At 69.5% G+C, this 12690-nt stretch carries 9 protein-coding genes and 3 tRNA genes; 5 read left to right on the forward strand and 7 right to left on the reverse strand.

The genetic code is table 11. The features are described 5' to 3' along the window. Window positions 1–25: 25 nt before the first annotated feature. Window positions 26–1360, reverse strand: coding sequence for a uracil-xanthine permease family protein (locus tag C5E10_RS02715; protein ID WP_104330331.1), 1335 nt, complete (start codon window positions 1358–1360; stop codon window positions 26–28). A gap of 207 nt (window positions 1361–1567) precedes the next feature. On the opposite strand from C5E10_RS02715, the gene C5E10_RS02720 reads away from it, so the two are divergent. Together C5E10_RS02720 and C5E10_RS02725 are read left to right on the forward strand one after the other, a co-directional pair. After that, window positions 1568–3112, forward strand: coding sequence for an NCS2 family permease (locus tag C5E10_RS02720; RefSeq protein ID WP_104330332.1), 1545 nt, complete (start codon window positions 1568–1570; stop codon window positions 3110–3112). A gap of 136 nt (window positions 3113–3248) precedes the next feature. Further along, on the forward strand, window positions 3249–4904 hold the full coding sequence (locus C5E10_RS02725; protein WP_104330333.1) for a carboxylesterase/lipase family protein: 1656 nt from the start codon (window positions 3249–3251) through the stop codon (window positions 4902–4904). Between the two features lie 24 nt (window positions 4905–4928). On the opposite strand, the gene C5E10_RS02730 is transcribed toward C5E10_RS02725, so the two are convergent. Both C5E10_RS02730 and C5E10_RS02735 read right to left on the reverse strand, forming a co-directional pair. Beyond that, window positions 4929–5465 (reverse strand): NINE protein, encoded by a 537-nt coding sequence (locus C5E10_RS02730; protein WP_104330334.1) that lies wholly within the window; start codon window positions 5463–5465, stop codon window positions 4929–4931. 111 nt (window positions 5466–5576) lie between these two features. Further along, window positions 5577–6497 (reverse strand): DUF368 domain-containing protein, encoded by a 921-nt coding sequence (locus tag C5E10_RS02735; RefSeq protein WP_104330335.1) that lies wholly within the window; start codon window positions 6495–6497, stop codon window positions 5577–5579. 222 nt (window positions 6498–6719) lie between these two features. Here C5E10_RS02735 and C5E10_RS02740 point away from each other — a divergent pair, with 222 nt between their 5' ends. Together C5E10_RS02740 and C5E10_RS02745 are read left to right on the forward strand one after the other, a co-directional pair. After that, window positions 6720–8399 (forward strand): molybdopterin-dependent oxidoreductase, encoded by a 1680-nt coding sequence (locus C5E10_RS02740; RefSeq protein ID WP_104330336.1) that lies wholly within the window; start codon window positions 6720–6722, stop codon window positions 8397–8399. A 142-nt stretch (window positions 8400–8541) separates the two neighbouring features. Beyond that, complete coding sequence (locus tag C5E10_RS02745) at window positions 8542–9189, forward strand: hypothetical protein (RefSeq protein WP_146080129.1); 648 nt, start codon at window positions 8542–8544, stop codon at window positions 9187–9189. Between the two features lie 19 nt (window positions 9190–9208). Here C5E10_RS02745 and C5E10_RS02750 read toward each other — a convergent pair. The 3 genes from C5E10_RS02750 to C5E10_RS02760 form a co-directional block, all read right to left on the reverse strand. Then, window positions 9209–9281, reverse strand: a tRNA-Phe gene (locus C5E10_RS02750). A gap of 79 nt (window positions 9282–9360) precedes the next feature. Then, window positions 9361–9437: transfer RNA gene (locus C5E10_RS02755), tRNA-Asp, on the reverse strand. A 92-nt stretch (window positions 9438–9529) separates the two neighbouring features. Then, window positions 9530–9602, reverse strand: a tRNA-Glu gene (locus tag C5E10_RS02760). Between the two features lie 360 nt (window positions 9603–9962). Here C5E10_RS02760 and C5E10_RS02765 point away from each other — a divergent pair. Continuing rightward, entirely contained in the window at window positions 9963–11765 is a 1803-nt protein-coding gene (locus C5E10_RS02765) for a peptidoglycan DD-metalloendopeptidase family protein (protein WP_104330338.1), read from the forward strand. A 433-nt stretch (window positions 11766–12198) separates the two neighbouring features. On the opposite strand, the gene ppa is transcribed toward C5E10_RS02765, so the two are convergent. Next, window positions 12199–12687, reverse strand: a complete 489-nt coding sequence (gene ppa, locus C5E10_RS02770) for an inorganic diphosphatase (protein WP_104240267.1) — start codon at window positions 12685–12687, stop codon at window positions 12199–12201. Window positions 12688–12690 lie beyond the last annotated feature (3 nt).

Raw genomic sequence — 12690 nt, forward strand, 5'->3', positions numbered from 1 at the left:
GGGAGGTAGGGGGCGCGGGGTGTGGCTAGCGCGGGGTGCGCTCCGCATCCGCTGCCCCGTCGGCGCCGGCGACGAGATCGTCACCGGCGTCGTCGGCGTCGGAGCCGCGGAGCCGGGCGATGCCGCTCATGAGGTGGTAGACGACGAGCGTCGCCACGGTGCCGAGGACGATGCCGCCGAACGTGACCTGACCGCTGTTGATCGTGAAGTCGCCGATCGCGACGATGAGGCCGACGCCCGCGGTGAACTGGTTGGTCGGTGACGAGAAGTCGACCTTGTTCTCGAGCCAGATGCGCACGCCGATGATGCCGATCAGGCCGTACAGGGCAGTGGTGATGCCGCCGAGCACGCCGCCGGGGACGCTCGCGATGAGCACGCCCACCTTGGGGGAGAGGGCGAGGAGGATGGCGGCGATCGCCGCGACCCAGTAGGCGGCCGTCGAGTAGACGCGGGTTGCCGACATGACGCCGATGTTCTCGCCGTACGTGGTCGTGGGGGAGCCGCCACCGAAGCCGGAGAGCACGGTCGCGAGGCCGTCGGCGAGCAGCGCGCGGCCGGCCATGGGGTCGAGGTTACGGTTCGTGAGCTGGCCGACGCCCTTCACGTGTCCGACGTTCTCGGCGATGAGCGCGAGCACGACCGGCACGAACATGAGGTAGACGAGGAGGTGCTCGGCGGCGAAGACGGGGGCCGTGAACGTCGGGAGCCCGATCCACGCGGCCTCGTCGAGCCCGGCGAGGTCGACCTGGTCCATGAACGCGGCGACGATGTAGCCGACGACCACGCCGATGAGGATCGACAGGCGGCCGATCATGCCCTTGAAGGCGACCGCGACGATGATGACCGTCAGCAGGGTGATGGAGGCGACGATCGGGGAGGCCTCGAAGTTGTTCTTCGCGGCGGGCGCGAGGTTGAAGCCGATGAGGGCGACGATCGTTCCTGCCACGACGGGCGGCATGAGCAGGTTGATCCAGCGCGTTCCCGCGAGGTTCACGATGAGGCCGACGACGGCGAGGAGCGCGCCGACGACGATGATGCCCGCGAGGGCGACGCCCTGCCCGTCGGACGCGACGGCGGCGAGGATCGGCGCGATGAACGCGAACGATGACCCGAGGTAGCTGGGCACCCGGTTGCGGGTGATGAGGAGGAACAGCATCGTGCCGATGCCGGAGAACAGCAGCGTCGTCGATGGCGGGAAGCCGGTGAGCAGCGGCACCAGGAACGTCGCTCCGAACATCGCGACGACGTGCTGCGCGCCGAGGCCGATGGTGCGCGGCCAGGTGAGCCGCTCTTCGGGAAGCACGATGTCGCTCGCGGGGACGTTCTTGCCGTCTCCGTGCAGTTTCCAGGGCAGTGCCACGGTGGTCTCGCTTCCAGGTCGTTCGGCGGGGTTGGGCCTGCGCGGGGGAGCGGCGCGTGACCTCTACGAGATTAGGGGATCGGGTGACCGTCGGCGCGCGCAGGGTCGCGGTCCGGTCGGTCGGTCCGGTCGGCGCGCGCCGCGCGGGTCTCGCGCGCTGACTACGCTTGTCCCTGTTAACGCGAGCAGCACGATCAGGGGAGCCGCATGAGCGACAGCCACGAGTCCGCAGTCGAGCAGGGTCAGGCGGAGGCGGGCAGCGGCCACGGGCCGGCACCCGAGCGCGCCACTCGGGTGGCGCCGACGAGACGCGGCAGCGGGTCGTCGTTCAAGGAGCGCGTCGACACGTTCTTCGAGATCACGCACCGGGGCTCGAGTGTGCCGCGGGAGATCCGCGGCGGGCTCGTCACGTTCATGACGATGGCGTACATCGTCATCCTGAACCCGCTCATCCTCGGCGGCTTCTCGCAGGATCAGGCCACGCTCGACGTGGAGGGCGGTTGGCTGCAGGCCTCTCAGGTGGCGGCGGTCACGGGGCTCACGGCCGGTGTGATGACGATCCTGTTCGGCGTCATCGCGAACTTGCCGTTCGGTCTCGCCGCGGGGCTCGGCATCAACTCCTTCCTCGCGGTCAACGTCGTGCAGCAGGTGACGTGGGCTGAGGCGATGGGGCTTGTCGTCATCAACGGCCTGGTCATCGTGGTGCTCTCGGCGACCCGTCTGCGCGAGATGATCTTCCACGCCGTGCCGCCGCAGCTGAAGACGGCGATCACGGTGGGCATCGGCCTCTTCCTGGCCTTCATCGGGCTCGTGGATGCGGGCTTCGTCACGTCTTCGGGGAACGCGTCGCCGCCCGTCCAGCTGGGTGTCGGCGGCTCCGTGACGACGGTGCCGACGCTCATCTTCGTGGTCGGCCTCATCGTGATGGGCGTGCTCATGGCGCGCCGCGTGAAGGGTGCGCTGCTCATCGGCATCGTCGGCACGACGGTCGTCGCTGTTGTGGTCGAGGCGATCATGAAGCTCGGGCCGGCGTTCGAGAACGAGGGCGGCTGGTCGCTCAACGTGCCGGTGCTGCCGACGCAGATCGTCTCGGTCCCTGACCTCGGCCTGATCGGCGCGTTCGATTTCGGCGCCTTCGAGCGCATCGGCGTCCTGGCGGGCGTGATGCTCGTCTTCACGCTCGTGTTCACGAACTTCTTCGACGCGGTCGGCTCCCTGACGGGTCTCACGCGCGAAGCGGGCCTGCAGGACAAGCAGGGCAACTTCCCTCGCCTCAAGTCGTCGCTGGTCGTCGAGGGTATCGGCGCCGTCGCGGGTGGCGCGACGTCGAGCTCGTCGAACACGATCTTCGTCGACTCCGCGGCGGGCGTCGGCGAGGGGGCCCGCACTGGCCTCGCGAGCGTCGTGACGGGCATCATGTTCCTGCTGGCGATGTTCTTCACCCCGTTGACGCAGATCGTCCCACTCGAGGTCGCGGCAGCGGCGCTCGTCGTCGTCGGTGTGCTCATGGTGTCTCAGGTGCGCGAGCTGAAGTGGGACGACTTCTCGGTCGCCCTGCCCGTCTTCCTGACGATCGTCGTCATGCCGCTCACCTACTCCATCGCGAACGGCATCGGCGCCGGCTTCATCTCGTGGGTGCTCGTGCAGACCCTCACGGGAAAGGCCCGCAAGGTGTCGCCGCTCCTGTGGATCGTGGCGGTCGGCTTCCTCATCTACTTCGCCCGCGGCCCCATCGAGGGCATGTTCGAGTAGGCCAGGTCGGCTGGCGGGATGCGTCCATCACCGTGACCTGACGCGCTCGGTTCGGCCGACCCCGCGGCACGCCGCAGCTGGCGTGCGCGGTGGGAAGCTGGCATTCAGAGTTGCCCCTCGAACGCCGGAGTTGCCCATGGGACCAGCCGTAGAACCGCATCCTTCGACGCCGCACGCTTCGAGCTCCGCGCCCCCGCTGGTCGAGACGCCGAGCGGCACGCTCCGCGGCACCGCCGAGGGGGCCACCGAGCGCTGGCTGGGCATCCGCTACGCGAAGCCGCCAATGGGTGAGCTGCGCTGGCGCGCCCCCGTTCCCGTCGAATCCTGGGGCGGGGTCGTGGATGCCCGCATCCCGGGACCGATCGCCCCGCAGTCCCGCATGAAGGGCATGGATGTGGGCGAGCGGGCGCTCACCGACGAGGACTGCCTGTTCGTGAACGTCTGGCGTCCGGCGGGTGCCGGCGACGCCGGGGCCGCGCGTGCCGTCATGGTGTGGGTGCACGGAGGCGCCTACGTGCTCGGCGGCACTACTCAACCCGTGTACGACGGGGCGGCCCTCGCGGAGCGTGGCGACGTGATCGTCGTGACGCTCGGGTACCGGCTCGGCGGACTCGGGTTCCTCGAGCTCTCGACGCTGGACGGAGCGGAAGGGCAGTTCGATTCGAACCTCGCCCTGCGTGATGTGCTCTGCGCGCTCGAGTGGGTGCAGTCGAGCATCGGCGCGTTCGGTGGTGACCCCGAGTGCGTCACTGTCTTCGGGGAGTCGGCGGGCGCCGGCATCGTATCGACGCTCCTCGCGACGCCCTCCGCACGGGGACTCTTTTCAGCCGCGATCGTCGAGAGCTCACCCGCGACGAGCGTCTACGGACTCGGACGCGCGAAGGTCGTCGCCGAGCGATTCGTCGCGAAGCTCGGAGTGGAGGGCCGCAACGGCGCGGCGGAGGGTAGGCCGGCGGAGGGCACCCCGGAGGAAGCGCCCGCGAGCCGCGACTGGTCGGCGCTCCGCGCCCTCCCCGTCTCGAGCATCGTCGAGGTGGCGACGGAACTCTTCGCGGAGATCCCGACCGAGTCGCCTGGCACGCTCGCCTTCGCGCCGGTCGTCGACGGCGACCTCGTGCCGGAGCATCCCGTGACCGTGCTGAGCGAGGGCCGCGGGCTGCCCGTGCCGCTCATCATCGGCACGAACCGCGACGAGGCGACGTTCTTCAAGCTCGCGAAGTCGCCGCTGCTACCCGTCGGCGAGGCGGCGCTGACGACGATGATCACCGAGATCGCCGCAGAGAACCCGACCGTCGACATGCCTGACCGGGAGCACATCCTCGACGTGTACGAGGGCGTGCGGGAGCGGATGGTGGGGCTCGGCATCGCTCGCGACGTGGGCTTCCGCATGCCGACGGTGTGGATCGCGGAGGGGCACTCGCGCGTCGCACCGACGTTCCTGTACCGCTTCGACTTCGCGACGCCGGTGCTGAAGGTGCTGCGCCTGGGCGCGACGCACGGCACCGAGATCGCGTATGTGTGGGGCAACCTGGACACCGACCCGCGAGGGCTCTCCTACAAGCTCGGGGGGCGACGCCAGGCTGGGGAGGTGTCAGACCGGATGCTCGCCCTCTGGACGTCGTTCGCGCGCGACGGCCAGCCGACGGCGGGCGGGCTGGCTGGGGCCGTCCCGTGGGCTGCGTTCGGAGAGGCTCGGTCGACGCTTGTCATCGATCACGCGGACCGTGCGGTCGACGACCTCGACGCGGATCTCCGCGCCGCCTGGGGCGATCGGGCCTTCTCGCTCAGTTGAGCCGGGACCGGCGCCGGACGTGCGCTAGTACTGACCCGGGTACGACCCGCCGCCACCGGCCTGGCCGAAGCCCTGGTTCGCCGCGTACGCGCCGGCCCCGGCGAGGCGCGCGTTGGCTTCGCGCACGAACTGCGGAATGAGGAAGAGCTCGACGATGACCCAGATCGCGACGCCGAACATGAGCAGGAGTCCGATGCCGAGCCAGGAGGTGGCGATTCCGACGAGGTACAGCACGAGCTGCGTGATGGCGATGCCGGTGCGCCCGAGGTAGAAGTTGTGGATGCCGAGCCCGCCGAGGAAGATCGCGAGCACATAGGTGATGCCGACTTCCTTGCCTCCGCTGACCACGACGGTCTGCTGGTAGAGCACGGGAGCCCCGGTCGCCTGCGACTGCGCTGGCGCGTACTGGCCCCACTGCGCGCCGTCCCAGTAGCGCTGTCGTCCCGTCGGGTCTGGGTACCAGCCGGCGGCGGGTGAGGAGGGTGCGCCGTTCGCCTGCGACGATCGCGACTGGCCGTCCTCGGGCTGCGAGGCGTACGGGTCCGTTGGAACGAGGCTCATCGGGCACTTCCCTGCTGTCGAGTGGATGCGCGTCTCATGCTACCGAGCACCGCCGACATTGCGCGGCTGGCCTGCGAACTCGGGTCCGGACGCCCGGGCGTTCGGCGCGAGCTACGCGTGCGCTTCGGGAGCGCGACGGAGCGCGCGGCGCACGAGCAGGCCCTCGGCGATGAGGAGGGCGGCGACGATCGCGGCACCGAGGAGGAACCAGAGCACGGGGCCGACGACGTCCCCGGAGGCCCAGAGCAGCTCGCGGTCCTCGGTCTGCCAGGGCCAGAGGGCGCGGAGCGAGCCCGCCATGAGGCCCGTCATGAGGGCCAGCGTCACGCGGCGGTGCTTGGAGAGCAGCCACAGCAGCACCTGGACGAAGAGGGCGAGGCCCGTGATGGCGCCGACGGCGAAGATGGCGACGTACCCGAGATCGAGCGAGTTGAGGGCCCGCAGCGTCGGCTCGTACATGCCCGTGGTGACGAGCACGAACGAGCCGGAGACACCGGGCAGGACCAGCGCGCAGACGGCGACGGCGGCGGAGACGAAGATGGCGAGCGCCGATGGGTCGGCGTCGTTGGCCGAGGGGAGCCCCGTGAGCACGAAGCTCAGGACGGCGGCGGGCACGGCGATGGCGTAGTCCCGCAGCTGCCAGCGGGCGCCGAGCATGCGTGCGGGGACGATGAGGGAGACGGCGATGAGTCCCGCGAAGAGCGCCCGCGAGGGGACGGGGTGCGACTCGATGAGCGGGGCGACGAGGCGGGCCGCGACGACGATCGCGACGAGCATCCCGATGCCGATCGGGAGCACCATGCCCCACCTCACCTGCGCGAAGTGCTCGCGAGCCCGGTTCAGGCCTCGGCGGCGCAGCGTGTCGGCGACGGCGCGGACGACGCCCCGCACGAGATGGCCGGCAGAGTCGATGAGGGTCTCGTAGACGCCGATCAGCAGCGCGATGGTTCCACCGCTCACACCGGGGATGATCTCGGTCACGCCGATGAGCGCGCCCCGAAGCAGATTGGCGAGGACGTTGAGCGCTGACAAACCGGCCCTTCTCGGGCGCCGGGGTCGGAACGGCGCCGGATGCACGTGCGCCGGATGACGCGGCACAAAGCCCCCAGTCTGCCAGGCGCGGTGGGTGACCGCACCCGCGGCGGTCTCGTGCGGGCGGCCCCTGAGGGCCACCTCGGGTCGCTATTCACAGGGGATGCACACCATCCGCCCACACTCAGCCCGGCCGGGTTTCGCGCGCGTAGCGTGTCCGCCATGTCCCTCGAAACCAGTCCCGAACAGGTGAGAACGCGCCGTCGTCGCCTTCGCGAGTCCGTCCCGGCGGGCCTCGCCGGGATCGGCGCGGCGGCCCTCGGCGTCGGCCTCGGAGAGCTCGCGGCTGCGTTTCTGCAGACCACCGCGAGCCCCATCGTCGCGGTGGGCGCGCTGCTCATCGACCTCGCCCCGCCGTGGGCCAAGGACACCGCGATCGCCCTGTTCGGAACCGCGGACAAGATCGCGCTCATCGCGCTCGTCGCGGTGGTGCTCATCCTCCTCGCAGCGGTCGCCGGGGTGCTCGAGTCGAGGCGCCCGCCGTGGGGGCGGGTCGTCCTCGGACTCATCGCCGCCATCGGCGCCGTCGCCGTTGCCACCCGCACTCCCTTCTCGCCGCTCGACACGGTGCCTCCGCTGCTCGCGATGGTCGTCGCCGTGCTCACGCTGCAGTTCCTGGCCAAGACCCTCGACGGAGCTGAGCAGCGCGCGCGGCAGAGGTCACGCGAGGCGGCCGTGGCGGCGACGCGGAGCTCCGCGGTCGGAGCGACGGGCCGCGCCGCGGCATCCGACGGCGACGACCTCGACGCTCGCGTGGACACGACGCCCGCCGGAGTCGATCGCCGCCGCTTCCTGATCTACACCGGTGCCTCCGTCATCGTGGGCGCCATCGCCGCGGCATCCGGTGCCGCACTCTCTGCCGGGACCCGCGCCGTCACGGCGGTGCGTGAGGCGATCGCGCTGCCGCAGGCGGCCGTTCGCGCCGCGGCGGTTCCCGCCGGAGCCCAATTCGAGATCCCCGGCCTCCCGCCGGTCGTCACGTCGAATGAGGACTTCTACCGCATCGACACCGCGCTGAGCGTGCCGCTCGTGAACCCCGAGGGCTGGTCGCTGCGCATCCACGGCCTTGTCGACAACGAGGTCACGATCACCTGGGACGAGCTCCTCGCCCTGCCGCTCGAAGAGAGCATCACGACCCTCATGTGCGTGTCGAACGAGGTCGGCGGCGGCCTCATCGGCAACGCCCTCTGGCTCGGCTACCCGCTGCGCGAGCTGCTGAAGCGCGCTGGACCGCAGGCCGACGCCGACATGGTGCTCTCGAAGTCCGTCGACGGCTGGACGGCGAGCACCCCCATCGGCGCCCTCACCGACGACCGCAACGCGATCCTCGCGGTCGGCATGAACGGCGAGACCCTGCCCGCCGAACACGGATTCCCCGTGCGGATGGTCGTGCCTGGCCTCTACGGCTACGTCTCGGCGACGAAGTGGGTCGTCGACCTCGAGGTGACGCGCTTCGACCGCGTCAACGCGTACTGGACCGATCGCGGCTGGAGCGCAAAGGGCCCGATCAAGATCGGCTCCCGCATCGACGTGCCGAGCGGCGGCAGCCTCAACGCGGGCCCCACGACGATCGCGGGATTCGCGTGGCAGCAGCACACGGGCATCGAAGCGGTGGAGGTGCAGATCGACGACGGGGAGTGGATGCCGACGGAGCTCGCGGCCCCCATCTCCGACGACACGTGGCTGCAGTGGAAGCTCGACTGGGATGCCCCAGCCGGCGAGCACTCTGTGAAGGTCCGCGCCACGTCGAGCGACGGCGAGGTGCAGACGGATGCGCGCGCCAACGTCGTTCCCGACGGCGCGACCGGCCACCACGAGATCACGGTCAACGTCACGGCCTGACGCACAGCCGCATCCCTGCCCCTGCTTCCGCCCCACCCGCACAGAAGTGAGCGAGACGCACCCTCGCCTCGCGAAGAACCTGCATCTGGCTGACGGATGTGCCGCAGCGGGCCGTTGACGGCACCCCGCTAGCCTGGTCGGGATGCCCCCACATTCCGCTCAAGTGCGCCCCCGTCCGTCGACCGTCCGGGATCTGCCGCGTGCCGCGTGGATCTCGGCCCGCGCGTCCACGCCGAACGTCCCGTTGGCGGTGCTGTCGGTGCCGATCTACGCGTTCTCGATCCTGCCGATGACGCTGCGGGGCGGCCTCTACCTCGACAGGACGCGCACGGGAACCGTGCTGTTCGAGCGTCGGATGCCCATCCTCGACGGGTTCGTCGTCGCGCTCGTGACGATCGCGGCGTTTGTGCTCTGGGTGTCCTGCATCCTGGTCTTCGACGCGACGACCGTGCTGCTGCTCGGCTTCTCCATCTACGCCGTGCTGCTCGCGGGCGCGGTGATCGCGCTGGTGCAGCCGGGTGGGACGACGCTGTCGGCGTCCGGTCCCGAGACTCCGAAAGGGGATCGGTGGATGGTCGCGGCCCTCGCCCAGCTTCCTGGCACGCGTCTGACGGCGGTCATGCTCGCGAGGCGCCTCATCGAGCACGCGCCTGCCGGTTCCGTGCTGGTCGCGGCGGCGGCGACGGATGCCCTGCTCGAGCGCTACGTGCGGGCCGGCTTCACCGCGGGGCGGGCGCGGCGTGTCTACCGCCTGGCGCCTGCGCAGACGCAAAGAAACCCCGCCATGTAGAAGCTAGGCGGGGTTTCAGTGGCTCCGACGGGCGTCGATCCCGTGACCTCACGATTTTCAGTCGTGCGCTCTACCAACTGAGCTACAGAGCCGGAGGCCGAAGCCTCATGGCGACGTACTGATGTTCGTCACCGTTGCAAATTGCCCTCTTCGAGAAGAGGGCAAGATGCTTGGCGACCCTGACGGGACTTGAACCCGCGACCTCCGCCGTGACAGGGCGGCGCGCTAACCAACTGCGCTACAGGGCCTTACTGTGGTGTCTCAGCCTGGGCTGATTCATCCGTATTCGATTGCGACAGTTCAATGTACAGCATCTCAGCACCTGGTGTTGTCACGACCGTGACCCCAACGGGATTCGAACCCGTGTTAACGCCGTGAAAGGGCGCCGTCCTAGGCCGCTAAACGATGGGGCCGAGTGCTTGTAGCTGACTTGACTACCGAGAGAAGAGCATAGGGGCGTTTTTCCTTCGCGGCAAATCGGGCGCTGCATCGTCGCCTGTTCGGCGTGTCGTGGGGTGCTGAGGTGGTGGTGAGCGCAGGCTTCGTCGTGACCGGATGCTCCCCGAGATGCGCGGAATTCCGGTGCAGACAGCGACCCGGTACGTGATTCGTCCCCCGGGTCTCTGTGACGCGCTAGGCAGATGTTGACAAACTTGTTACTGTTTCTCGTGTTGTTGGTGTGAAACGAGTGACTGCAGTGGTAGATGCGGTCTCGCGTTGCCGCAGAGGCGTCCGCCTCGTTCCGCACCCAAGATTCATCACGAGGAGAGCGCATGCCCGCCACCAGGAGCCCGAAGCCCCTGCGACTTCGCAACCGCTGGCGCACACCGCTCGTCGGTGCGGCATCCGTAGCAGTCCTCGCCGCGTTCGCATTCGCATCCGGCCCAGCCTTCGCCGCCGATGACGGCTACGCGACCTGGGAGGACGTCGTCGCCGCAGAGGGCAACGTCGACCGCCAGGAAGCGCTCATCAGCGAGATCGAGCAGCAGATCGCAGATCTCGACGCGAAGGTCACCGCAGCGGCCGCGCAGGCGAAGACCGCCGGCGAAGAGCACGGCAAGGCGCAGACCGCGTCGAGCGACAAGTTCGCCGAGGTCACCATCCTGCAGGGTCAGGCGGATGCGGCCGAAGAGAAGGCATCGACCTCCCGTGAGAAGGCGGGCCAGCTCGCTGCCGCCATGAGCACGCGAGGCGCGGGCGACCCGAAGCTGGCGCTCTTCCTCAACCCAGGCGACGCCGACACGCTCCTCTACCAGCTCGGCACCATCAGCAAGCTCTCCGAGCAGACCGACGGCATCTACAACCAGGCCGTGACCGAGAAGAACACGGCAGACGTGCTCGGAACGCAGGCCACGACCGCGCACGACGAGCTGGCGAAGCTCGAGGCCGAGGCGAAGACGAAGTTCGACACGGCGCAGGCCGAGCAGGTCGTCCTCCAGAACGAGAAGTACCTCGCTGACAACAAGAAGGCCGACCTCCAGGCCATGCTCGCTCCGCTCAAGGAGAAGCGCGATGTCACCGCCACCGACTACGCGGCGGGCGAGAAGCTGCGTCAGGAGCAGGTCGCGCAGACCAACCGCGAGCGTGCCGAGGCGGCCGCCGCGTACCAGGAAGAGGCATACGCGCAGGTCGTCGCCGAGGCTGAGGCCGCCGGCGTGCAGGCTCCGCCGAAGCCGGACATCTCCAGCGAGGCTCCGGCAGTCAACGCGCCGCTCGCGCCTGCCGACCCCACCGACACCTCTGTCGCACCCGAGACGCTGCGCCCGCCGCAGCAGGCCGCGCCTCCTCGTCAGCCCTCGACCCCGCCGACGGCCACGGCCGACCCGACCGCTCCGGTCACCCCGCAGCAGCCGACCACGCCAGCCGAGTCGCCAGCCCCGGCACCGAGCCAGGAGCCCGTCACCCCGCAGCCGACCGCGGAGCCCGAGCCCACGACGGCACCTGAGCCGACGACGGCGCCGGAACCCACGACCCCTGCTGAGCCGCAGCCGACGACCGCGCCGACGGCGGCTCCCGAGCCGGAGCCCTCGAAGCCCGACATCGAGATCCTCCCCGAAGAGCCTCAGAAGCCTGACGTCGAGCTCGAGCCGGAACCCGAGCCGGAGCCCGAGGTCGTCGCACCGACGACGCCCGAGACCCCGAACGGTGTCCTCGCCGGCTACTACGGCCCGATCAGCAGCGGCGTCGTCACCGATGAGTACGGCATGCGCCTGCACCCGATCTTCGGCACCTACCGCATGCACAACGGCCTCGACCTCGGTGTCAACGGCGGCACCTGCGGCGCCCCGCTCTACGCGGTGCACAGCGGCACGATCACGTACGCCGGCTACAACGGCGGCTTCGGCAACCACGTCGTGCTCGACTTCGGCAACGGCACCGAAGTCTCCTACTCGCACATCATGGACGGCGGCATCAACGTCTACGTCGGCCAGACCGTGAACGCTGGAGATGTGCTCGCCTACGCCGGCACGACCGGTTCATCCACCGGCTGCCACCTGCACTTCGAGCTGAAGTACTGGGGCACGCTGATGGACCCGAAGCCGTGGCTCGCCTCGGCAGGCATCTACTACTACTGATTCGCACGCACGTCGACTGACGCCAGCGCGCACGAGAGGGCGGCTCCTCGCTTCGGCGGGGGCCGCCCTTCTGCGTGCCTGCGAGCTTTCTGGGCGCCGCTGGCCCGTGTCCGCCGCTGGCCTCCGCTGTCCAACGTCCGTGACGATCCAGGCACCGGCGCGCTCTGATGGCCCCTGGGGCTGTTCTCGTCACGGAAGTTGGACAGCGACGGGATCGGCCGCCCCGGCGCTGACCAACCTGAGTGCAGATTCGGGCTGATTCGAGCGGATCGGTGCCGTGCGCCCCGGATCTGCACTCATGTTGGTCAGGCGCAGCGCGAAGCCGAAGCGCTCCGCGCACGACCACGTCCGCGCACGACGAAGCCCCGCAGCCACTTCTGCAATGGATGCGGGGCTTCGTCAGCCGGTCACCGGTCTGGCCGGTGAGCTGCGCCTATTCGGCGGGCTTGTACTGCGCGATGGAGCGCTCGATGATCGCCTCGGCTGCGGCGGCGTCGCCCCAGGCCTCGACCTTGACCCACTTGCCGGGCTCGAGGTCCTTGTAGTGTTCGAAGAAGTGCTTGAGCTGGTCCTTGGTGGAGTCGTCGACGTCGCCGAGGTCCTGGATCTTCGCCCAGCGGGGGTCCTTCGCGGGCACGCAGAGGATCTTGTCGTCTCCACCGGCCTCGTCGGCCATGTTGAGGACGCCGACGGGGCGCACCTTGAGTCCGACGCCCGGGAAGAGCGGGTACTCGAGCAGCACGAGTGCGTCGAGGGGGTCGCCGTCGTCGGCGAGGGTGTGCTCGAAGTAGCCGTAGTCGACGGGGTACACGAACGGCGTGAAGAGCACGCGGTCGAGGAACACGCGGCCGGTCTCGTGGTCGACCTCGTACTTGTTGTGGCTTCCGCGCGGGATTTCGATGACGACGTCGTAGCTGCCCATGGC

The organism is Pseudoclavibacter sp. RFBG4 (assembly GCF_002931515.1).
Classification (GTDB): domain Bacteria; phylum Actinomycetota; class Actinomycetes; order Actinomycetales; family Microbacteriaceae; genus Pseudoclavibacter.